At 61.2% G+C, this 20058-nt stretch carries 22 protein-coding genes; 9 read left to right on the plus strand and 13 right to left on the minus strand.

Translation table 11 applies throughout. The features are described from left to right. Window positions 1-40: 40 nt before the first annotated feature. Window positions 41-1273, minus strand: a complete 1233-nt coding sequence (locus tag F0A16_RS10880; RefSeq protein WP_149435419.1) for an MFS transporter — start codon at window positions 1271-1273, stop codon at window positions 41-43. 81 nt (window positions 1274-1354) lie between these two features. On the opposite strand from F0A16_RS10880, the gene F0A16_RS10885 reads away from it, so the two are divergent. Both F0A16_RS10885 and F0A16_RS10890 read left to right on the plus strand, forming a co-directional pair. After that, on the plus strand, window positions 1355-2374 hold the full coding sequence (locus F0A16_RS10885; RefSeq protein ID WP_149435420.1) for an AraC family transcriptional regulator: 1020 nt from the start codon (window positions 1355-1357) through the stop codon (window positions 2372-2374). A gap of 61 nt (window positions 2375-2435) precedes the next feature. Next, on the plus strand, window positions 2436-3470 hold the full coding sequence (locus tag F0A16_RS10890) for a LacI family DNA-binding transcriptional regulator (RefSeq protein ID WP_149435421.1): 1035 nt from the start codon (window positions 2436-2438) through the stop codon (window positions 3468-3470). Between the two features lie 19 nt (window positions 3471-3489). Here F0A16_RS10890 and F0A16_RS10895 read toward each other — a convergent pair whose 3' ends face one another. Together F0A16_RS10895 and F0A16_RS10900 are read right to left on the minus strand one after the other, a co-directional pair. Beyond that, a complete protein-coding gene (locus F0A16_RS10895) occupies window positions 3490-4677 on the minus strand; it encodes a mandelate racemase/muconate lactonizing enzyme family protein (RefSeq protein WP_149435422.1) in 1188 nt (395 codons plus the stop codon). 27 nt (window positions 4678-4704) lie between these two features. Continuing rightward, window positions 4705-6060 carry a 2-hydroxycarboxylate transporter family protein gene (locus F0A16_RS10900; protein WP_239023790.1) on the minus strand — a complete coding sequence of 452 codons (1356 nt, stop codon included), beginning with the start codon at window positions 6058-6060 and terminating at the stop codon, window positions 4705-4707. Window positions 6061-6329: 269 nt separating this feature from the next. Here F0A16_RS10900 and F0A16_RS21720 point away from each other — a divergent pair, with 269 nt between their 5' ends. Then, on the plus strand, window positions 6330-6482 hold the full coding sequence (locus tag F0A16_RS21720; RefSeq protein WP_187775978.1) for a hypothetical protein: 153 nt from the start codon (window positions 6330-6332) through the stop codon (window positions 6480-6482). 592 nt (window positions 6483-7074) lie between these two features. Next, window positions 7075-7221: a helix-turn-helix domain-containing protein gene (locus F0A16_RS10905; protein WP_149435423.1), complete on the plus strand. Its 147-nt coding sequence runs from the start codon at window positions 7075-7077 to the stop codon at window positions 7219-7221. Between the two features lie 9 nt (window positions 7222-7230). Here F0A16_RS10905 and F0A16_RS10910 read toward each other — a convergent pair whose 3' ends face one another. Beyond that, window positions 7231-8649, minus strand: a complete 1419-nt coding sequence (locus tag F0A16_RS10910; RefSeq protein WP_149435424.1) for an amidase — start codon at window positions 8647-8649, stop codon at window positions 7231-7233. Next, complete coding sequence (locus tag F0A16_RS10915) at window positions 8646-9944, minus strand: Zn-dependent hydrolase (RefSeq protein WP_149435425.1); 1299 nt, start codon at window positions 9942-9944, stop codon at window positions 8646-8648. Before F0A16_RS10915 ends, F0A16_RS10910 begins: the two co-directional genes overlap by 4 nt. Window positions 9945-10199: 255 nt before the next feature. Here F0A16_RS10915 and F0A16_RS10920 point away from each other — a divergent pair, with 255 nt between their 5' ends. From F0A16_RS10920 to F0A16_RS10930, 3 genes are all read left to right on the plus strand, one after another. Next, window positions 10200-10694: a YkvA family protein gene (locus tag F0A16_RS10920; RefSeq protein WP_149435426.1), complete on the plus strand. Its 495-nt coding sequence runs from the start codon at window positions 10200-10202 to the stop codon at window positions 10692-10694. Between the two features lie 106 nt (window positions 10695-10800). Further along, window positions 10801-12186 carry a uracil-xanthine permease family protein gene (locus F0A16_RS10925; protein WP_149435427.1) on the plus strand — a complete coding sequence of 462 codons (1386 nt, stop codon included), beginning with the start codon at window positions 10801-10803 and terminating at the stop codon, window positions 12184-12186. 120 nt (window positions 12187-12306) lie between these two features. Then, the gene (locus tag F0A16_RS10930) at window positions 12307-12579 is read left to right on the plus strand and encodes a hypothetical protein (RefSeq protein WP_149435428.1); all 273 of its coding nucleotides are present in this window, start codon (window positions 12307-12309) and stop codon (window positions 12577-12579) included. 4 nt (window positions 12580-12583) lie between these two features. On the opposite strand, the gene F0A16_RS10935 is transcribed toward F0A16_RS10930, so the two are convergent. After that, entirely contained in the window at window positions 12584-13234 is a 651-nt protein-coding gene (locus F0A16_RS10935) for a hypothetical protein (RefSeq protein ID WP_149435429.1), read from the minus strand. A gap of 163 nt (window positions 13235-13397) precedes the next feature. Here F0A16_RS10935 and F0A16_RS10940 point away from each other — a divergent pair, with 163 nt between their 5' ends. Continuing rightward, window positions 13398-13973, plus strand: a complete 576-nt coding sequence (locus F0A16_RS10940) for a gamma-glutamylcyclotransferase (protein ID WP_149435430.1) — start codon at window positions 13398-13400, stop codon at window positions 13971-13973. Window positions 13974-14000: 27 nt separating this feature from the next. Here F0A16_RS10940 and F0A16_RS10945 read toward each other — a convergent pair whose 3' ends face one another. The 5 genes from F0A16_RS10945 to F0A16_RS10960 form a co-directional block, all read right to left on the minus strand. After that, the gene (locus tag F0A16_RS10945) at window positions 14001-14933 is read right to left on the minus strand and encodes a DUF808 domain-containing protein (protein ID WP_149435431.1); all 933 of its coding nucleotides are present in this window, start codon (window positions 14931-14933) and stop codon (window positions 14001-14003) included. Window positions 14934-14992: 59 nt separating this feature from the next. Continuing rightward, window positions 14993-15319, minus strand: a complete 327-nt coding sequence (locus F0A16_RS10950; RefSeq protein WP_149435432.1) for a thioredoxin family protein — start codon at window positions 15317-15319, stop codon at window positions 14993-14995. Between the two features lie 212 nt (window positions 15320-15531). Next, entirely contained in the window at window positions 15532-16068 is a 537-nt protein-coding gene (locus F0A16_RS10955; protein WP_149435433.1) for a gamma carbonic anhydrase family protein, read from the minus strand. A gap of 238 nt (window positions 16069-16306) precedes the next feature. Further along, entirely contained in the window at window positions 16307-16480 is a 174-nt protein-coding gene (locus F0A16_RS21725) for a hypothetical protein (protein WP_187775979.1), read from the minus strand. A gap of 162 nt (window positions 16481-16642) precedes the next feature. Continuing rightward, window positions 16643-17149 carry a DUF6438 domain-containing protein gene (locus F0A16_RS10960; protein WP_149435434.1) on the minus strand — a complete coding sequence of 169 codons (507 nt, stop codon included), beginning with the start codon at window positions 17147-17149 and terminating at the stop codon, window positions 16643-16645. Window positions 17150-17480: 331 nt separating this feature from the next. Here F0A16_RS10960 and mqo point away from each other — a divergent pair, with 331 nt between their 5' ends. Next, complete coding sequence (gene mqo / locus F0A16_RS10965; protein ID WP_149435435.1) at window positions 17481-19085, plus strand: malate dehydrogenase (quinone); 1605 nt, start codon at window positions 17481-17483, stop codon at window positions 19083-19085. 90 nt (window positions 19086-19175) lie between these two features. On the opposite strand, the gene F0A16_RS10970 is transcribed toward mqo, so the two are convergent. Together F0A16_RS10970 and F0A16_RS10975 are read right to left on the minus strand one after the other, a co-directional pair. Then, window positions 19176-19433, minus strand: coding sequence for an Atu4866 domain-containing protein (locus tag F0A16_RS10970; RefSeq protein ID WP_149435436.1), 258 nt, complete (start codon window positions 19431-19433; stop codon window positions 19176-19178). Window positions 19434-19549: 116 nt separating this feature from the next. Next, complete coding sequence (locus tag F0A16_RS10975; protein ID WP_149435437.1) at window positions 19550-20032, minus strand: carboxymuconolactone decarboxylase family protein; 483 nt, start codon at window positions 20030-20032, stop codon at window positions 19550-19552. Between the last annotated feature and the right edge of the window lie 26 nt (window positions 20033-20058).

Consider the following 20058-nt stretch of genomic DNA (forward strand, 5'->3'; position numbering starts at 1 on the left):
TACCCCGGTATCACCGGCCGGGTTGCCGATGTTTCACGTTTTACTGACAGGTTGCCGCCAGGGCGTCGCGATCGGCCGACGCTTCCGGCCGCGTCCTGACCGCAACCAGGATCAACGCGGTAGCGGCCAGCAGCAGCGTGCCGGCCGTCGCACAGACGCCCAGAACCCCGCCGATATCGAACATCACGCCGCCGACCGCGGCGCCCAGGGCGATCGCCAACTGGATCGAGGCCACGATCAAGCCGCCGCCGCTCTCAGCCTCGTCCGGCACGACACGCGTGATCCAGGTCGACCAGGCGACCGGTACGGCGCCGAAGGCGAAGCCCCACAGCGCGACCATGAGTGCATCGGTCCCCATCGAGAAGCCGCCCAGCGTGGCCAGCAGCCAGCCCAGCGAGCCCATGATCAGCGGCATCAGCAGCAGCGTCAGGCGCAGACTGCGCTCGAGCAGATAGCCCGCAGCCAGGGTCCCGACGAAGTTCGCCACGCCGAACGCCAGCAGGGTCGACGAAAGCGCATTGATCCCCATGTGCGACACGCCCTCGAGAAACGGACGGACGTAGGTAAAGAAGGCGAAATGGCCGCAGAACACCAGCAGGATGGCCACGATACCGACCACCATGCCCGGCCGTTTCATCACGCTCACCAGCGTGCCGAGCGGCGTCGGATGCTCCGGTGTCATGCGCGGCAGGGTGACGTACTGGAAGACCAGCGTCAGCACCGATATCGCGGTGGCGAGCAGAAAGACGTTGCGCCAGCCCACCAGGTCGCCGAGATAGCTGCCCAGTGCGGCGGCACTGATGGTGGCGATGGGCACGCCGGTGAACAGCAGGGAGAGCGCGCGCGGGACGTCGTGCTCCGATACCAGCCGCATCACGGTAGCGGCGGAGAGCGCCCAGAATCCGCCCAGCGCCACGCCCAGCAGCACCCGCCCGGCCAATAGCCAGATCAGGTCCGGCGAGTAGGCGACCAGCAGGTTGGCGGCGATCATTAGCCCGGAGAACGCCAGCAGCACGTGGCGACGATCGAGTCGCTGGGTGACGGAGGTCACCAGCAACCCGGACAGCAGCGCCACCACCGCCGTCACCGTGACGGCCTGCCCCGCCTGGCCCTCGCTGATCGCCAGCGAATCCGCCATCGGGGTCAGCAGGCTGGCCGGCAGGAATTCAGCCATGACCAGGCTGAAAACCCCCATCGTCAGCGAGAATACGGCAAGCCAGCGCGACGGCACCGGCGGCTTGTCCGTGGCGTGTTGAGCATCTTGCGTCGTCATGTCGATATTTCCGATTGAAGGCTTGGGATGCTGCATAGACTAAAGTAGGATTTCAGGATCATCTATCACCAAAGCTCCGACATGATTGATCAAAAGTCCGAGATTTTGACCGACATCGGCTCGCCCGCCCGCTCCAGCGAATGGATCAACGAGCTGCTCCTTGGCATGCGCCTGTCGGGGCTGAACTATCGATGCGTCCAGATGGCGCCCCCTTTCGGCATCCGTTTCGACACCGATAGCCAGTGCGCCCAGTTTCACTTTGTCGCCCAGGGGCCGGTCATGCTGCGGCTCCGAGACGAAGAGCAGGTTCTGGAGACGGGCGACGCCGTGCTGCTGCCGCGGGGAGGGCAGCACTGCCTGCTCTCTTCACCCGAGGTGGAGAGCCGTGACATCGGGCAGATCGATGCACTGCCGCTTTGCGCCGGCTTCAGCTGCGTCGGTGAGGGCTCGCCAACCGATGGCGGCGTTCCCCCCGTGCGCCTGTTCAGCGGCTGCATGCAGTTCGACCTGGGCGGCATGCAGCCCTTGATCCCGATGATGCCGGCGGTGATGCACGTGGGAACGCTGCTCTCCCGCTATCCGGAGATGCTGCCGATGCTCGAGGCGATGGCGCGGGAGTCGGGACTCGAGCGCGCGGGTGCCGCGGGCATTCTCTCGCGGCTGGCAGACGTGGTCGCCGCCAGCATCGTGCGAGGCTGGGTCGAGTGCGGCTGCGCGGAAGTGGGCGGCTGGGTCGAGGCGCTGCGCGACCCGCGCCTGGGCAAGGTGATCGCTGCCGTCCATCGCCAACCTGGGCGCCACTGGAGCGTGGCCGCCATGGCAGCGGAAATGGGCAGTTCACGCTCGGCCTTCGCCGAGCGCTTCCGCACTGCCTTGGGCGTTTCGCCGCTGGGCTACGTGACGCAGCTACGGATGCGACTCGCCACGCAGTGGATTCGCGAGAAGCGTCTCTCCATCGATCAAGTCGCCTGGCAGTTGGGCTACGGCTCCCAGGCAGCCTTCAGCCGCGCGTTCAAACGCGCCACCGGAAAGACGCCGGGCATGGTGCGCTCGCACTCGGGAGCTACGAGAATTACCGTTACACCGTCGGAATCTCTTTGACCCGCTCAGATGAGCCCATCACTATAAAAGTGGACTCGTAGACGGTTGAGAGGTTAGCGGTTTGAAAAAGGAAAGAGCGCCCACGATTCGTGATGTGGCCAAAGCAGCTGGTGTTGGAATGGGCACCGTCTCGCGAGTCATCAATGATAGTGGCTATGTGGGCAAGGAGACCCGCCAACGAGTCCAAGAAGCCATCGAGTCGCTTTCCTTCAAGCCAAACTTTATTGCCAGCGGGATGCGTTCGAATAGGCTACGTAGTATCGGGGTCATCGTCAGTGACATTACCAACCCCATGTTTGCCGCCATTGTTCAAAAAGCGCAGCAGATTCTGCTGGAAAATGACTATCAGCTTTTCCTAGGGGTTACCAACGATGACCCGGAGCTAGAAGTTCAATTATTCCAGACGCTCGAACATCAGGGCGTCAGCGGCATAATGGCCACACTGAATGATGATTCCTCTCCTCAGACGGCCGCGATGATCGAAAGCCTTGGCGTGCCGGTCGTCCTTCTCAATCGCGCGTTGGTACATGGAAAGGCCACTGTCGTGGCCAGCGAGCAGGAAACCGGGTGCCGGCAAGCGATAGATCACCTCGTCGAGCAGGGCCATCGCAGCATCGGGTTGTTAATCACGGATCAAACTACACTTCCAGGCCGCGAACGCCATAGCGCCATTACCTCCGCGCTGGCTCGGCATCGACTCGCCCCGCCACCGGAATTGGTCGCTACCGTGCGACACGACGTGTCGAGCGGATACCAAGCAATGGCAAAGCTGATGACACTCGAAATGCGACCCTCCGCCGTCGTCGTGGGAAGTAACCGCGCCCTGATAGGCGCACTCGACTACCTGCGGCAAAACCATCTACGCTACCCGCAGGATGTCTCGATCATCGGCTTCGATGAAACCGACGTCACACGCCTACTCTCTCCAGCCATCACAATCGTCAACCGAGACTATGGCGCTCTCACCACGACAGCAGTGGATCTGTTGCTTCAACGAATCAACAAGCCCCTGAGAAAGACCGAAACCGTATTGCAGCCGACATGGCTGGAGAAACGGGAATCGGTGAGCAAAATGGCGGATCAGGCCGGCACCTGACCACCAGGATCGGTGTTCTTTACTGATCCACCACGGAGCCATCCACGTGAAGACGTGTATTGACCTCCCGGCGTCGATAAGGGAACCGTTCACAAACATCTTCGACCAGCGCGATTCCCAAACCGGGGTACCTGAGCGCAGGGATAAAGCCACTCTCCGCCTTGGGCACCCAGGTCACCATATCGCTCTGCTTGAAGGAGCTAGGATCGACGGCCTCATCGCTGGTGTAGCGTTCGGTAGCCGATACGGTCTCATGATCCGGCAACTCCATCACGGCAAAGTTATCCACTGCCACGGAAAGCTGCAGGCAGGCGACGGAGCTCACGGGACTCAACGGATTGTGAGGTACGATTGCTACCCCGTGAGACTCTGCAATTGCGGCGATCTTGCGCGCGCCACTGATACCGCCGCACAAGCAGACACTGGTTCTGGCGTAACTCATGGCTTTACGTGACAGCAGCATTTGGAACTCTTGAATCGTATGAATACGCTCCCCGGTGGCGATAGGCACGGTCGTCTTGCTAGCCACCAGTCCCATCGCATCGAAGTTATCCGCAGGAATCGGATCCTCAAGGAAAAAAGGCCGGTACGGCTCTACTGACTGGGCAAAGGCGATCGCTTCTCCGGGTTTCATGCGGCGATGGAGTTCTAGGCAAAGATCTACCTCGTCACCTACCGCTTCCCTCAGCTTTGCGACACGATCCGTTGCCTCATTGATCAGCTGCGCATAGGTCATGAAATAGGGCTTATTACGCGGCTCGTCCAGAAATGGGGAAAGATGGCCGACTGCGGTGTAACCCTGAGACTTGGCTTTCAAACATTCGTCAATTAGCTCTTCCGTGGTTTCTCCACTGACATGGTAGTAAGCACGGACTTTCCGCCGGGATTCTCCGCCAAGAAGCGTATGGATCGGAGCGTCGAACCATTTCCCGGCAATATCCCACAATGCGATATCGATAGCACTGATTGCTCCCATAATAGCCGCACCGCGGAAGTGAAAAGAGCGATAGAGATACTGCCAGTGATGCTCGATATGCAGTGGATTCTTGCCAATCAAATACTGTTTGAACGTTTGCATGGCCTCTGCCGAGGCATCCAGAAACCCCCACGCGCCGGATTCTCCAATACCGGATATTCCCTCATCTGTCGTAACGCGCACATAGAGAAAGCGATTGGCCGGCAATATTTCAACCTGAGTAATTTTCATTGATTCATCCTTGCAGCAATCGTGACTTCAAAACAATAAGAAACCGGCAATCAAAAGGATTAGCGCACCACCGAGTCGGGAAGATATTTGAGCAAATGGCATCAACTCCATTCGATTGGCAGCGGACAGCACGGCCACATCACCGGTCCCTCCCATATTCGCCATGCACAGACCAGCAGTAATAGCAGCCTCAATAGGATAGAACCCAACCAGCTTACCTGCGACACCGGCTCCCAATGCCGCGCCGATAACGACACCGAGGATAATCAGGACATAACTAATACTTATCGTCCCTAAGACAGCGCCAATATCAGTATAGACAATACCGATTCCGGTCAAAATAACGATGACAAAGTTTTGAATACAAAATTCATACCATTGCCTCGCACCATCAACGACAGCTTGTGGAACGATATTGGTAACCTTGATAATTGCTACGGAGAGAATCATCAACGCATAAGGATGGATGGGAATGAAAATATGTAGAACATAACCCAGCGCCAGAAAAGCGCAGGAAATCACCAGTCCGGCCCCCATCTTCCCGACATCAAGCGGGGCTTTTTCTTCAGGCTCATACTCAAAGTTCTTGAGTATTTTTCCGTTTCCCGAAAGGCTGGGGAATCGCTTCCCCAACATGTTGAGCAAACTGCCGATGATAAGCGCAAAAACATTACCTAATGCTAACGCAGGTACCAAAATGGATATGTAATAGGCAGGATCATTACCTAATGCCGAAGCATACATCTGGGACATTGGGACCGCTCCGGCGCCCATTCCACCGCCCATGATGGGCAGCGCGATGACCATAACCGCCTCACGTAGATCGAAGCCAACGATGGCAGCTACGATTACCGCTATCAATGCTGACCCGAAAACCGCCGCGAGCAGCGGAATGATATATCGAACACCTGCGTAAACGAGCACTTTGGAATTGATGCCGAGGATGCTCCCTGTGATCAAGCCTGCTATCACGAAGTTCAAGAAGCCTCCACCGACCATGAACTCATTGACAGCGTCTAGTGTCTTTCCTGGAATCAAGTCAAAATAAACCATGATCGCGGGCACGAAGATTGCGACAATCGCACCGCCACCAAAGAAAGATCTGATAATGGGTGTCCTATCACCAATCCATCCCAGAATGGAACCTAACGATATAAGAAATATCAAACTGCCGACCATCCCGCCCGGCATTGACCCTGTGTAAGTCGCAACACCAGTGACAACAAACAATACAATGAAACAGCTAATAGGCATATTATATAGCGATAGATTGGCTAAACCTCCGCCACTGACTGGCTTTGCACTCGTCGACATAGCGCCCCCGTGTGAAAGAAACCCCTGTTGATGATGCTTCCCACTCCAACGCTTCATCTCAAATTCCATGAGAATGAGTCCGATAAACCTCACATGGAAACGTTTCCATAAAAACTTAAGGCAACTGGCCGAACGAATGCAATTGCCATCTGAAAAACGTGAGTCGGGAACCATTTTTGGAGAAATTCACAAGAGAGGCTGGATCATGCTCGCGCGCTCAAAATAACCAATAAAAAACAACAAGTTAAATTTAATAACTTGTCATTGGAGGCTGATGAATAGGAACCGAATATGCGACCAATGTCTAAACAAAAATGGTTCGTCACGGGAGGCACGACATGGTGATCTGGACGTTCAGAGACCTCAATTTCGCTATGGAAAAGACCTGGGGCGTCTCTTCTCGAGGTCGTTCCCGCCATGACCAGAATGACAAGAGCGGATCGAAAAACAACGACAGCCTGCCCAATGCACAGGATTTTGGCCGCCTGTAGTACGTTTCATCTGGTCGGTATCGAATAGACTCAGGGCATTAGAAGACGCATATCATTAATCTCGAAGAAGAAGCTGATATTCTAAAGATCGCTAGTTTGTCGCAGTAACCAGCGCTTCCTGCATCCATATGGTAAGGCGCATTGATTACCGAATAGTTGCTCTCACTTCGCGTCAGACGGTCAATATCACAGTGGTGAATTTGCAGACCGAAGATTCTTCCGCTCAGCCTATTCCTTTAAGACGCATCGGCTATCGTTGTACTGTCGCAGCCACACTCACTAGACTGAAGCGACTGCCTGCCTCGACGGATCGTTATCATACCCTTGTTTAGCCGTGACCGATTTTCCCGCGCTCGAACCTCCGAATCGCCGGGCGATATCGTCCACGACGACACCCTTCGCCTGCCTGCAGAGCCCGTCGTCCCCGGGGATGTGAGCGCGCACCACGACGTCTACAGCGACGAGCGCTTCTGGCGCAAGCTGAGCGCGCCGGCCGCGAAGTGGCCTTGAAAGCGCTCCAGTTCTACCTCTTGCTCAAGCGTCCCGATGTGCCGTTCTGGCAAAATCGACGATCGTCGGGGCGCAGCTACGGATGCGACTCGCCACGCAGTGGATCGCCGAGCGGCAAGTGTCGATCGAGCAGGTCGCCGAACGCCTCGGCTACGGCTCCCAGGCCGCCTTCAGCCGCGCCTTCAAGCGCGCCACGGGCAGAACACCGGGCGCGGTGCGCAGTCATTGAGAGGCTGGCTCACTCTCTCGCCATCGGCGGCGTCAGTCGCGGCAGCCGCGCCTCCAGCAGGCGTGCCACCGCCATCACCCGGTCGTCGCGGTAGCGCGGGCCGACCAGATGCAGGCCAACCGGCAAGCCATGGTCATCCAAGCCACAGGGAAGCGATGCGGCGGGCTGCTGAGTGAGGTTGAACGGGTAGCTGAACGGGGTCCAGTCGACCCAGTCGACGTAGCCGCTGCCTGGCGGCACGTCATGACCGACGGCGAAGGGCGAGAGCGGCAGGGTCGGTGTCACCAGCAGATCGAACTCGCGGTGGAATTCGGCCATGTGAGCCGTGAGCGCCGTTCGCGCTTCGCGAGCGACGAGATAGTCGGTCAGCGTGAGCGTCTTGCCATGCTCGGCAATGGCACGCAGGCCGGGATCGAGCGCGTCCCGCCGGGCGTCGTCCAGCCCGTCCAGCAGGCGCGAGGCACCGGCGTGCCAGAGCGTATCGAAGGTCGCCTTGGGCGAGTCGAAGCCGGGATCGACCTCGACTACCTCCGCGCCCAGCGCCGTCAACGCTTCGACCGCGGCATCCACCGCGCGCAGGATGTCCGGCGCCACCGAGATGTAACCCAGATCCCGGCTGTAGGCAATGCGCATGCCTTCGAGGTTCCGTGGCTCGGTCGCCAGCCAGTCGATCGGACAGACAGTGCCGGCGTAGCCGTCCCTGGCGTCGGGCTGGGCGATGACCGAGAGCATCAGCGAACTGTCGGCGGCGGTGCGGGTCATCGGTCCCAGGTGGGAGAGCGTGCTCATCGCGCTGGCCGGCCACTGCGGAATCCAGCCGAAGGTCGGCTTGATACCGAAGGTGCCGGTAAATCCGCAGGGAATGCGAATCGAGCCGCCAGCATCACTGCCCTGATGCAGCATGCCCAGGTTGAGCGCGGCCGCAGCGCCGGCCCCCCCGGAAGAGCCCCCGGCCGTGAGTTCGGGATTCCAGGGGTTGCGCGTCACCCCGTAGAGCGGGTTGTCGGTGACGCCTTTCCAGCCGAATTCAGGCGTGGTGGTCTTGCCCAGCAGCACCGCACCGGCCTTGCGCATATGGGCAGTGAACGGCGCATCGATCTCCCAGGGGCCCTCCGCCGGCGTGGTGGTCGAGCCCTTGCGCGTCGGCATGCCGGCGGTCAGGGTCAGATCCTTGATCGTGCCGGGTACGCCATCCAGCGCCCCCACAGGCTCGCCTCGCCGCCAGCGCTGTTCGGATGCCCGCGCCGCGTTCAGGGCCCCTTCGGTATCGACATGGCAAAACGCGTTGACGACCGGGTTGTGACGCTCGATTCGTGCCAGGCAGTCCCGGGTCAGTTCCAGCGGCGAGAGCTCGCCGCGCTTGAATAGTGCCAGTGCCTCGCGCGCTGACAGTTCGGCGAGTCTGGTCGCCTGGATATCGGGATTCATTCGCTCACCCCGGCCAGACTCAGCGTTGCGTGCAGCAGCACGTTGGCGCCGGCAGCGATGTCTTCCGGCGTCGCGTACTCGGCTTCGTTGTGGCTGATGCCTTTCTCGCAAGGGATGAAAATCATCGCGGCGGGGGCGACGTCGCCGATGAATACCGCGTCGTGCCCGGCGCCGCTGACGATATCGCGATGCGCATAGCCGCCCGCCAGCGCACCCTGTCGCACCGCTGCGATGCAGGCGGAATCAAAGTGCTGCGGCGGATAGTCCGCCGTCGGCGTAACGTCGATGCCGAGGCCGCTGTCGCCGACGATCTCGTCCAGCGCTCGCCGGAACTCGGCGACCATGGTCTCGAGCACTTCGCTCTCGCTGTGGCGAAAATCGACGCTGAGAATGACCTGGCCGGGAATCACGTTGCGGGAGTTGGGCAGTAGCTGGAAGGCCCCCACGGTGCCTCGCCCGTCGGGCTGATGCGCCAGGGCGATCCGGTTGACCGCCTCGACGACGCGGGTCGCGCCGAGCAGCGCATCCCGGCGCAGATGCATCGGTGTCGAGCCGGCGTGGGCCGCCATGCCGGTCACCGTGACATCGAACCACTTCAGTCCCAGCGCCCCGGTCACCACGCCAATGGTCTTGCCCTCGTCCTCGAGGATCGGCCCCTGCTCGATATGCGCTTCGAGATAGGCCGCAAACTGGCCGGGGCGATTGGCATCGTCCCCGACGTATCCAATCGCCTCGAGCGCTTCACCCGCGGTGATGCCGTCGACATCCTTTCGCGACAACGCATCTTCCAGCGTCACCTGGCCGGCGAAGACGCCGGAGCCCATCATGCAGGGCGCGAAGCGGCAACCCTCCTCGTTGGTCCAGGAAACCAGCTCGATCGGTCGATCGGTATCGATCCGCTGGGCGTTCAGCGTACGAATGACTTCCAGCGCCGCCAGCACGCCGAAGCAGCCGTCATACTTGCCGCCGGTGGGCTGGGTGTCGATATGACTGCCGATGACGATCGGGTCGGCGCCATTATCGCGTCCAGCGCGCCGGGCGAAGATGTTGCCGATGGCATCGAAGCGCACCTCGAGGCCTTCGGCTTCACACCAGCGAATCAACAGTTCACGCCCCTGCCGGTCGAGGTCGGTCAGTGCCTGACGATTGCAGCCGCCTCTGGGCGTGCCGCCGATTTCCGCCAGCGCCATCAGCGTCTGCCACAGCCGTTCGCCGTCGACGTTGAGTGGTTGCGTGGACTGTCGGGCCGAGCTTGTGCGCTGTGAAGGGTCTTGATCTGAAAGTGCCGAAGTCATGTCGTTGTCCTTATTATGTTGGAGTGGATCCGACTGTTCGACGCCAGGCTTCCGGGCAGATAATCGCACTCCGGAAGTACCAGCCGTGAACGCGACAAGTGTCGACAGACGACGTTAGACTCAACATTAGCATGTCATCCGGATCCAGATCACCGGTATCACCATTGCCGTCGGCGGATCGCCCCAGCCAGCGTTGTGTCACCGACGACGTGCTGACTAGACTGTAGCGATTGCCCGCCACGACGGAGCACCATCATGCCCCTGTTTACCCGTGATTCACGGTTTAGCCGTGACCCGTTTTCTCAAGCCCGGGCCTCTCGCGCTCGAACGTCCGACCCTGCTGGCGACATCGTCCACGACGATACCCTTCGCTTGCCGGAGGGCGGCCTCAGCGCCCAGAACGAGGACGCCCATCACGACGCCTACAGCGACGAACGCTTCTGGCGCAAGCTGGCCCGCTTCGGCAAGCGCGCCGGACGCGAGGTCGCACTCAAGGCGCTGCAGCTCTATTTCGTGCTCAAGCGTCCCGACGTGCCGCTCTGGGCCAAGTCGACGGTCATCGGGGCGCTCGGCTATTTCATCTCGCCACTGGATGCGATTCCCGACTTCATCGCCGGGGTCGGCTACACCGACGATGCCAGCGTATTGGCCGCCGCCCTGGCAGCGGTGTGGATCTACATCGACGAGGAGGTCAAGCGCCAGGCAGAGGCCGCCCTGGCACGCTGGTGGCCAGACGACCATGCCCCCTGACCCCATCGCCGTCGCTGGTTTGAGGACCAGCGGTTTTTTTGTACACAAAAACGCTCTAGAGTCGTTCGCCAAGGAGAGACAACAACAATAGATTGCGGAGTATTCGATGAGTCAGAACAACGCCCCGGCGCGTCGCTGTTTAGGGAACGAGAGCCGTCGTCATGCCAGTGCCGGCCACAATCGCCTGCGTGACGTCGACTATCTCCCGCCGCTGCAAAAGGCCATTCCCCTGGGTATACAACACGTGCTGGCGATGTTCGTCAGCAATGCCGCGGTGCCGCTGATCATTGCCGGCGCAGCGGGCCTTTCCAGCGCGGATACGGTGTTCCTGGTGCAGATGGCGATGTTCGTGGCAGGGGTCGCCACGCTGGTCCAGACGCTGGGTATCGGCCCGCTGGGCGCACGCCTGCCGATCGTCATGGGCACCAGTTTCGGATTCGTTCCGGTGATGATTCCGATCGCCGCCGCCCAAGGCCTGCCGGCGGTCTTCGGCGGCGCGTTGATCGGCGGCCTGGCCATGGCCGTGGTAGGGCTCTGCTACAGACGCCTGAGCGTGTTCTTTCCGCCGGTAGTGTCCGGCACTTTCGTGCTGCTGATCGGCATTCTGCTGCTACCGGTGGGCTTCGCCTACGTCGGCGGCGGCGTCGGTGCCGAGGACTTCGGGGCACCGCATCACCTGCTGCTGGCCGCGCTGGTCTTCATCGTCACCGTGGCGTTTCACCAGTTCTGCCGTGGCTTTCTCTCCGAGGCCGCCGTGCTGATCGGCATCCTGGTCGGCTGCGTGGCGGCGGCCCCGATGGGGCTGCTCGACTTCTCCCCCGTCGCCGAAGCCGGCTGGTTCCAGCTTCCGATACCGTTCGAGATCGGCCTTGCCTTCGATCCGGCGGCGATCCTGGCCATCACGCTGATGGCCGTGGTCACCTGCGCCGAATCGATCGGCGACATCTCGGGAACGGCGATCGGCGGCGCCGAGCGCGAGCCGACCGCGAGGGAGCTGTCCGGCGGGGTCATGGCCGACGGTCTCTCGAGCAGCTTTGCCGCCCTGTTCGGCGCCTTCCCGCAGATCAGCTTCAGCCAGAACGTCGGCCTGGTGGCTCTCACCGGCGTCGCCAGTCGCTTCGTCGTCGCCATCGGCGGCGGTTTTCTCGTCCTGGCGGGGCTGGTGCCCAAGCTGGGAGCGCTGGTATCGGCGATCCCGGCGGCTGCGTTGGGCGGGGCGGTGATCATCATGTTCGGGATGATCGCCAGCGCCGGCGTCAAGATGCTCTCCCATGCCGCCTTCAACAAGCGCAACATGCTGATCGTCGGCATCTCCCTGGCACTGGCGATCGGCCTGCCGGCCCAGAGCGGACTCTACCAGGGCGCGCCGCAACAGATCGGCGTACTGCTGGAGTCGGGCCTGATCCCCGGCGCACTGGCTTCGATCATTCTCAATCTGATTCTGCCCAAGGCGGACGACGAGGCCGCAGCGGCGGATTCTCCCGGGACCTGAGCCGCATCGCCCTGCGGGCTTCAGCGGGGAGTTGGCGATTTCATCCGCGATAAGGACAATCGCTCCCAGGACGGGCTACCCTGAACTGGATCTGGCTAATTCGGCAGCAAGGAGCACGCCATGGGTATCTACTGCCTGACCTTCGACAGGCCGCTGGGGAGGATGGATCGTCATCGCCTGGAGTCGATGCTCCGGAGATTCGAATCCATCGCGCTGTTTCGCACGACGTGGCTGATCGAATCGACCGATCCGGTAGAGTTTCTGCGCTCCCGGTTGAGTCGGGCATTCGGCAAGCAGACCCGCTTCTTCATCACCCGGTTGAGCGAGCCCTGGTGCACCGACGGCATCGGGCCCGTGGGCAAATGGCTGAGCGACCCCAACCGCCAGTGGTAGGCGATCAGGCCTTGGCCGCTTCCAGTACGCCCTGGGTATCCTTGGCCAGCTTGCAGCGAACCAGCGCGGCCATCAGCCTGGGGTAATCCTCGCGCGACACCTTGTTGGCGAGCTTCGCCGCATCGGCCTTGAGCCCCAGCTTGTCGGCGGCGGAGAGCGCTGCCTTGTCGGCGTAGGGATAGCATTCATCCCATGCCGTCTGTATCTCGCGCAGGAAGATATCGGCACCGGTGCCGCCGATTCCCTTGAACGCCTTGAGCCGCTTGCGCAGGGCTTTCGGGCTGCCCGCCGCCGCCTCTCGCAGCTTGCGCAGGTCACCTGCGTAGGTGTCCAGCAGTTCGGCGTTCATGTCGGCCAGTTGCGTGGCCGTCTTCTCGTCGACGCGAGCGTAGCCGGCTTCGTTGAGTACTCGCGCCCGGCTTGCCCAGTCGCTCGCCTGCAGCTTCCGCGGCGTCGTCCAGCCAGCGGCGGCCATCGCCCTGGCACCGCGCATCGCCAGATCGGCGCTGATCGGCGCGCTGGTCAGCAGCGAGTAGCAGAGCAGGCGGAACAGCGGCGACGGCGTGTTCTTGCGCAGGTCGACACCGAGTTCGCTGGCAAAGGTTCGGCCGTGACGCTGCATCAGCGCCTCGATGATCCGTTTCTGACTGGCCATGATGGCTCCTCGAAGCAGTACCAGCTCTCAACATGGCAGCACCGGGCCCGCTGTCAAATCGACAGGTGACGCATTCGATCGCGCCAGGCGCGTGAGGCGGCCTTGAGATGTCTCCCCTGCCACCGCATATTGCCCATTCGCCAGCGTTCTGCAATGGAGTCCCATGTCTTTCGACACCACCGCCCACAACCGCCGAATGACCTATTTCGACAATCACGAATCGGTATGGCTGTTTGGCTACGGCTCGCTGATCTGGAAGGCGGATTTCGACTATCTGGAGCGCCGGCCGGCATCGATTCGCGGCTGGACGCGTCGTTTCTGGCAGGGCTCCCACGACCACCGCGGCACGCCGGAAGCGCCGGGAAGAGTGGTAACCCTGGTACCGGACGACGACGCTGTCTGCCACGGCATGGCCTACCGCATCCCGCCCCGGGTGTTCGAGCCGCTGGATGTTCGCGAGAAGAACGGCTACCTGCGCGTGGTGACCGAGATGACCTTCGAGGACACGCCCTCGGCCGGCAGCGAACGGGTCGAGGGCGTCGTCTATCTGGCGGGGGAGGATAACGCGGCCTATCTCGGTCCCGCCGATGAAGCGGCCATCGCGCGCCAGATCGCCGAATCCCACGGTCCCAGCGGTCCCAATCGCGACTACCTGCTCAATCTGGCCGCCGCGTTGCGCGAGCTGGGGTTCGAGGACGCCCACGTGTTCGCCCTGGAGCGCGCACTGCTGGCCGACTGATCCGGGCGCGAGCCATCTACCGCCGAGTCAATGGCCGCCACCGGATCGGAGCTTCTTGATCAGCAGGACCACGCCGAGCACGAGCGCACCGACCAGGAGACCGAAACCGAAATTCAACAGCATCGGTGCCAGCGGCTGAACGATCGCGCCGACGCCGGGAATGTCGCCGGGGACTTCGGCGATATCCTCGATACCGTGGTGAATGAAGGGTATGCCGTGGGTCAGGATACCGCCGCCGACGAGGAACATCGCGATGGTGCCGACGATCGACAGCAGCTTCATCAGATAGGGCGCCGCCCACAGGATGGCGCGACCGGTCGCTTGGGCGAACTGGGTCGCACGCTCGGTGAGATAGACGCCAAGATCGTCGAGCTTGACGATGCCCGCCACCAAGCCATAGACCACTGCAGTGATGGCCACGGCAATGATCGCCAGTACCGCCACCTGCTGCATGAAGCTGGCGCTGGCCACCGAGCCGAGCGTGATGGCGATGATTTCCGCCGAGAGGATGAAATCGGTACGGACCGCGCCCTTGATCTTGTCCTTTTCGAACGCCAGGCGCTCCTCTTTCGACTTCAACTGCGCGGCAGCTCGGACATCTTGCTTGCTCGCCTCTGCCCCACCGTGCAGAAACTTGTGGGCCAGCTTTTCCGCCCCTTCGTAACAGAGAAACGTACCGCCCACCATCAGTAGCGGCGTGATCAACCAAGGCGCTATCACGCTGATCAGCAGCGCCGCCGGCACCAGGATCAGCTTGTTGCGCAGCGACCCTTTTGCCACCGCCCATACGACCGGCAGCTCGCGGTTGGCACGAACGCCGGTGACCTGCTGGGCGTTGAGCGCCAGATCGTCACCCAGTACCCCCGCCGTTTTCTTGGCGGCGACCTTGGTCATGAGAGAAACGTCGTCGAGCAACGTGGCAATATCGTCGAGTAATGTCAGTAAGCTGCCTGCAGCCAAGTGTCTTCCCCTCTCTATCCATCAAAACGGCTGGAAAACGCCAAGCGTAGTGGAAATTCTCACGATGACGCGGCGATTTCCGCCAACGCCCGCTGCAAGGGCTCGGCAGACTCCGGCCTGACGCAGCGGGCGACCTCTTCGCCATCACGCAGAAAGATCAGCGTCGGCCACAGCTTGACCCGAAAGGCGCGGCCCAGCGGTCGCCCCTTGCCATCCTCGATCTTGAAGTGCGGCAGGTCATCGAGCCCTTCAAACGCCCTAGCGATCAGCGGCTGGGCGGCCTGACACCAGGGGCACCAGGGGGCGCCGAATTCGACGACGGCCGGACCGCGAATGCCGTAAAGCGAACTCCGGCTGGGCTCATCGGTCGTGTAGTCGCTCGTCATGCTCGCTCCTTGAACGTGATTGTCTCGTCCTTTCGACAATGTAGCGGTAAATCACGACGTAGAGATAAACAACGACCTAGCGGAAAACGACAAAACCCTCGTCGTTAGCGAGGGACTTGTCGGGATAACGCCGAAGCGTCGACCGGAAGACGGCACCGGCGGGCGATATCGGTATCCAGCAGGGTCTCAGTGGCATCTCGTCTGGCGACGTATCAATCGACGTCGAGACGTTTCAATCCGCGGGAGAACGCCTGCCAGCGCTCGACATAGTGCGCGGCCGACGCTTTCAGTCCCTCGATCGCCTTGTCGTCCAACGTGCGCACGGCTTTTGCCGGTGCGCCCACGATCAGCGAATTGTCGGGAAAGGATTTGCCTTCGGTCACCAACGCATTGGCGCCGACCAGGCAATTGTTGCCGATCTGGGCGCCGTTGAGCACGGTGGAACCCATGCCGATCAGTGTGTTGTCGCCCAGGGTGCAGCCGTGCAGGACCGCGTGATGACCGACGGTACAGCCGCGACCGACGCGCAGCACGAAACCGGGGTCGGTATGCAGCATGCAGCCTTCCTGGATATTGCTGCCTGCACCGATCATTATCCGCTCGTTGTCGCCACGGATCACCACGTTGAACCAGATTCCCACATCCTCCCCGAGCTCGACCTGACCGATGACGTGGGCGCCAGGCGCGACCCAGTAGCGATTCCGGTCCGGTAGATTCGGCACCGCATCGAAATAGGCGTAGACAGGCATGGACTCGGCTCCGGCCAGAAAGGTGAGCGTCATCCTCGCCCGCGCGGGTATCCTCTGCCAGCCGACTTTAGCCCTAGAGAGCCTGCCCTCTCTTGTGCACGTGACGACGATTCTGCACGTCACTGCGAACCGGCCTCGATACGAAGAGGCCCCAACGTCGATACGACGCCGGGGCCTCTTGGTCACGCTTGCTGCTCGCCCGTTACTTTTACCTCACCACGACTCCTGCCCGTTATCTTCAGGCGGATTCTTCGTCCTGCTTCTCCTCGCTGGTAACGGAGGTAGCGACATTGCTACCGCTATAGGAAGTCTGGTGCTGGCTAGCTTCGCTCTCCGCTGCCATGGAAAACGGCAATACGGCGGAGACAACGATGGCGGCCAACATCGAAAACAGTTTGTTGAACGCTTTCATAACCACTCCTTCGGCAATGGGCGCCCTGCGACGTTTTGTCGCGACGCATTGTTAGCATGCTAAAAGAATAATCGTCAGTCAAGCTCGGAATGGTCGGATATCGAATCCTTTCGCATTTATCCACCAGTGTTCAGACGCCAATGAGCAGCATGGGCCGCTGAATCAGTGTCCAATCCACGCCTCGATACCCAGTGCCTGCGGCACAGAGCGCAGCACTTCCGTCAGTTGGCGCGCGCTCTCGGAGCGACAGCCACTATCGTGCTTCAAGGTCGCCTCTTCACCATCATCGGTCGTCCACGTCACCACGTAATGGGAAAGATCCGTCACCTTCGGGCCGCAGTCCGGTGTGTCGAGCGTTGTTCCCATGGCCGGCTGCCAAGAGGAAAGCCGTTCTCTGACAAGCGCAAAGCGCTCGGGGTCGTTGGTACGCACCCGCTCACCTTCGACGGTCGTGAACTGCTCGCCGGTGAATCGGGTCGAACCATCCGCACCGATATCGACGCTGTAAACCGGGCAAGTGCCGTGGCAGGGCCCGGCACGGTATTGAATGTCGGTCACGCGCGGCTCGAGATCTGTTGAGCCCACCGTGGGACGCGCGCTCTGTTGGGTGCAGCCAGTAGCCAGCGAAGCTGCCAGCGCGATCATGAGAAAGCTTGCCGACTGGCGCATCATGGGGTTCCTCGACGTGTCATGGATTTGAGCCCGTTCATTCGAGCACGATGACCAGGCATTTCGTTGCTTCGAAACCGATGCCTCAAACAGTGCCCAGGACAACGATATCCTACCCTCTCTCGACGGCCGGCGTCGCCGGTTCCTTTCAATGTTGTAAAAATCCTACAATGAATGACAACCATCTGTTTTTGAAAGATAAATGGAGGGAAACGTTACCAATACCCTCGCGCTGTCTCTGTCATAATCATGGCACTAACGCCACGACCTCATTAAACTGTCGTTCTAGTCGCGTTCGCGCCTGTCCGTATCCATCAGACAGAGAACCTTCATGAAATTGCGTCACGGCATGACATTCGTCTCCAGCCTGCAGACCCAGACTGGCGCCGAATCCGGCGAGACCCAAAACGTCGACGTCGTTCTCATCGGCGGCGGCACAATGAGCGCCACCCTGGGAACCCTGCTCCAGTCACTACAGCCCGACTGGACCATCCACCTCTACGAGCGCCTGGACAAGGCTGCCGAAGAGAGCTCCAACGTCTGGAACAATGCCGGCACCGGCCATTCGGCCTTTGCCGAGATGAACTACACCTCGCCACAGCCCGACGGCAGCGTCGACATCAAGCGCGCTGTCGGCATTACCGAGCAGTTCGAGGTGTCACGCCAGTTCTGGGCCAGCCAGGTGCGTGAAGGCGTGCTGGCCAACCCGCGCTCCTTCATCAACACCGTGCCGCACCTGAGCTTCGTTTGGAGCGGCGAGCGCGTGTCATTCCTGAAGACGCGCTTCGAGGCGATGCGGGAAAGCCCGCTCTACGCCGGCATGGAATACTCCGAGGATCCGCAGAAGATCTCGGAATGGATCCCGCTGGTCATGACGGGGCGCGACACCGACGAACCCGTGGCCGCGACCCGCATGCCGATCGGCACCGAGGTCAACTTCGGCGAGATTACCCGCCAGATGATGAACTCGCTGGCCCGCCGCGATAACTTCCACCTCTCCGTCAATACCCAGGTGCGCGATCTCAAGCGCAACGCGGACGGCAGTTGGAAAGTCACCGTGGCCAACACCAGCGACGGCGAGAACGAGCGCAGCGTCAACGCGCGCTTCGTGTTCATCGGCGCCGGGGGTGCGGCGCTGCCGCTGCTGCAGAAGTCCGGCATTCCTGAAGCCCGGCAGTACGGCGGCTTCCCGGTAGGTGGTCAGTTTCTGTTCACCACCAATCCCGACGTGGTTGCCAAGCACGATGCCAAGGTCTATGGATTGGCGCCCGCCGGCTCGCCGCCGATGTCGGTACCGCACATCGACAAGCGCATCCTCGACGGTACCCCAGCGATCATGTTCGGCCCGTTCGCCACCTTCTCGAGCAAGTTCCTGAAGAACGGCTCATGGACCGACTTGGTCCGCTCGATCACGCCCAACAATCTGTGGCCGATGACCAAGGTCGGCATCAACAACCTGGATCTGGTGCGATATCTGATCAGCCAGCTTCGTATGTCGGAAAGCGGCCAGTTCAAGGAGCTCCAGAACTACTATCCCGAGGCCAACCGCGACGACTGGAAGCTGTGGACCGCCGGCCAGCGGGTGCAGACGATCAAGGATATCGAGGGCAAGGGCGGCACCCTGCAGTTCGGCACCGAGCTGGTGACCGGTGCGGAAGGCTCCATCGCCGCGCTGCTGGGCGCCTCGCCGGGCGCATCGACCGCACCGTCGATCATGCTCACCCTGCTCGGGAGAGTCTTCCCCGATCGGGTGGCCAGCGAAGCGTGGCAGGCCAAGCTGAAGTCGATGATCCCTTCCTATGGCAAGGCACTGACCGACAACCCGCAACTGCTCTACGACGTTCGCGCCATGTCACGCGAGCTGCTGGAGCTTAGCGAGCCGGACCTGACCACGACACCCGTACCGAAGTCGGAGCCGGAAATCAGCGACAGCTGATCCCGATCGCCGCTCTCGGCAAAGATATCGTCCGCCTGGCTGAGCCAGGGCGGACGATATGTTCGACCCCATGTCTCGCTTTTCGCCGCTCTATCTCGCTCCTGGCGGTGCCTCCTGCCGATACAGCACCATCCCACCGTGATGCAGAACACCATCGATGAAATCGCCATCGGCGGTAAAGCCCGTGTCGTCCCAGTACTCGATGTGGTCTCCGGTGATTTCGTAGCGGCCCTGGTAGGCACTCTCCCGCGTCCCCCTGGCCTCGTCGTAACGGCCATTCGGTAGCAGTTCGTGGCGGACGTGGCCGTCTGCCGTCGCCCATAAGCCAACGTAGGATCGATCTGTCATGTCGGTGACTCCCCCGTGATTCTCTGCGGATGCCTGGGCCACCAAGAAGCCGAGCACGGCAGTGAAGATGCCGATGCACGTTTTTCGGTAGCCACGGAAACAGCGGACGCGGCCGGTCATGGCCCGTCCTCGACACGCTGGCGCCGCTCCTGGAACAGCTCGGCCAGAGCGGCGGATGCTGCGATCGCCGGCGGAAATCCGGCATGTACGGTCGTCAGGTAGATGACCTCCTTCAACTCTTCCTCGCTGACACCGGCATTCAGGGCGTAACCGGCGTGAATCTTCATGTAGTCAGGCTGGCCGAGAGCGGCGAAGACACCGACAGTGATCAGCTGACGAGTACGATCGTCCAGTATCTCGCGGCTCCACACCTCACCCAGCGCATAGCCCTGGGTGGCATCGGCGAGAAAGGGAAATTCCTCGCGCATGGCCTCCAGCGCGGGCTGGGGCTGCCCCTGGTTGAGGCGCTCGATCACTTCCCTTCCCGCCTCCAGGCGTTCCCGCTCGCTCGCGGCATGCGCCGGTTCGAGAGCGAACAGCGCCGCCGAGAGCCATAGTGCCCCGTAGCAACATGATGAACCCAGTGTCGTCAACGTCATCTCGCATCCTCCATTTCAGGTGTCCG

This window comes from Salinicola corii (assembly GCF_008298015.1).
In the GTDB taxonomy this organism is placed as follows: domain Bacteria; phylum Pseudomonadota; class Gammaproteobacteria; order Pseudomonadales; family Halomonadaceae; genus Salinicola; species Salinicola corii.

What these genes read in the sequence shown, in the direction of transcription:
- F0A16_RS10880 (WP_149435419.1), bottom strand. Translation starts at nt 1,273, where the DNA reads ATGACGACGCAAGATGCTCAACACGCCACGGACAAGCCGCCGGTGCCG.
- F0A16_RS10885 (WP_149435420.1), top strand. Translation starts at nt 1,355, where the DNA reads ATGATTGATCAAAAGTCCGAGATTTTGACCGACATCGGCTCGCCCGCC.
- F0A16_RS10895 (WP_149435422.1), bottom strand. Translation starts at nt 4,677, where the DNA reads ATGAAAATTACTCAGGTTGAAATATTGCCGGCCAATCGCTTTCTCTAT.
- F0A16_RS10900 (WP_239023790.1), bottom strand. Translation starts at nt 6,060, where the DNA reads ATGGAATTTGAGATGAAGCGTTGGAGTGGGAAGCATCATCAACAGGGG.
- F0A16_RS21720 (WP_187775978.1), top strand. Translation starts at nt 6,330, where the DNA reads ATGGTGATCTGGACGTTCAGAGACCTCAATTTCGCTATGGAAAAGACC.
- F0A16_RS10905 (WP_149435423.1), top strand. Translation starts at nt 7,075, where the DNA reads ATGCGACTCGCCACGCAGTGGATCGCCGAGCGGCAAGTGTCGATCGAG.
- F0A16_RS10910 (WP_149435424.1), bottom strand. Translation starts at nt 8,649, where the DNA reads ATGAATCCCGATATCCAGGCGACCAGACTCGCCGAACTGTCAGCGCGC.
- F0A16_RS10915 (WP_149435425.1), bottom strand. Translation starts at nt 9,944, where the DNA reads ATGACTTCGGCACTTTCAGATCAAGACCCTTCACAGCGCACAAGCTCG.
- F0A16_RS10920 (WP_149435426.1), top strand. Translation starts at nt 10,200, where the DNA reads ATGCCCCTGTTTACCCGTGATTCACGGTTTAGCCGTGACCCGTTTTCT.
- F0A16_RS10925 (WP_149435427.1), top strand. Translation starts at nt 10,801, where the DNA reads ATGAGTCAGAACAACGCCCCGGCGCGTCGCTGTTTAGGGAACGAGAGC.
- F0A16_RS10930 (WP_149435428.1), top strand. Translation starts at nt 12,307, where the DNA reads ATGGGTATCTACTGCCTGACCTTCGACAGGCCGCTGGGGAGGATGGAT.
- F0A16_RS10935 (WP_149435429.1), bottom strand. Translation starts at nt 13,234, where the DNA reads ATGGCCAGTCAGAAACGGATCATCGAGGCGCTGATGCAGCGTCACGGC.
- F0A16_RS10940 (WP_149435430.1), top strand. Translation starts at nt 13,398, where the DNA reads ATGTCTTTCGACACCACCGCCCACAACCGCCGAATGACCTATTTCGAC.
- F0A16_RS10950 (WP_149435432.1), bottom strand. Translation starts at nt 15,319, where the DNA reads ATGACGAGCGACTACACGACCGATGAGCCCAGCCGGAGTTCGCTTTAC.
- F0A16_RS10955 (WP_149435433.1), bottom strand. Translation starts at nt 16,068, where the DNA reads ATGCCTGTCTACGCCTATTTCGATGCGGTGCCGAATCTACCGGACCGG.
- F0A16_RS21725 (WP_187775979.1), bottom strand. Translation starts at nt 16,480, where the DNA reads ATGAAAGCGTTCAACAAACTGTTTTCGATGTTGGCCGCCATCGTTGTC.
- F0A16_RS10960 (WP_149435434.1), bottom strand. Translation starts at nt 17,149, where the DNA reads ATGCGCCAGTCGGCAAGCTTTCTCATGATCGCGCTGGCAGCTTCGCTG.
- mqo (WP_149435435.1), top strand. Translation starts at nt 17,481, where the DNA reads ATGAAATTGCGTCACGGCATGACATTCGTCTCCAGCCTGCAGACCCAG.
- F0A16_RS10970 (WP_149435436.1), bottom strand. Translation starts at nt 19,433, where the DNA reads ATGACAGATCGATCCTACGTTGGCTTATGGGCGACGGCAGACGGCCAC.
- F0A16_RS10975 (WP_149435437.1), bottom strand. Translation starts at nt 20,032, where the DNA reads ATGACGTTGACGACACTGGGTTCATCATGTTGCTACGGGGCACTATGG.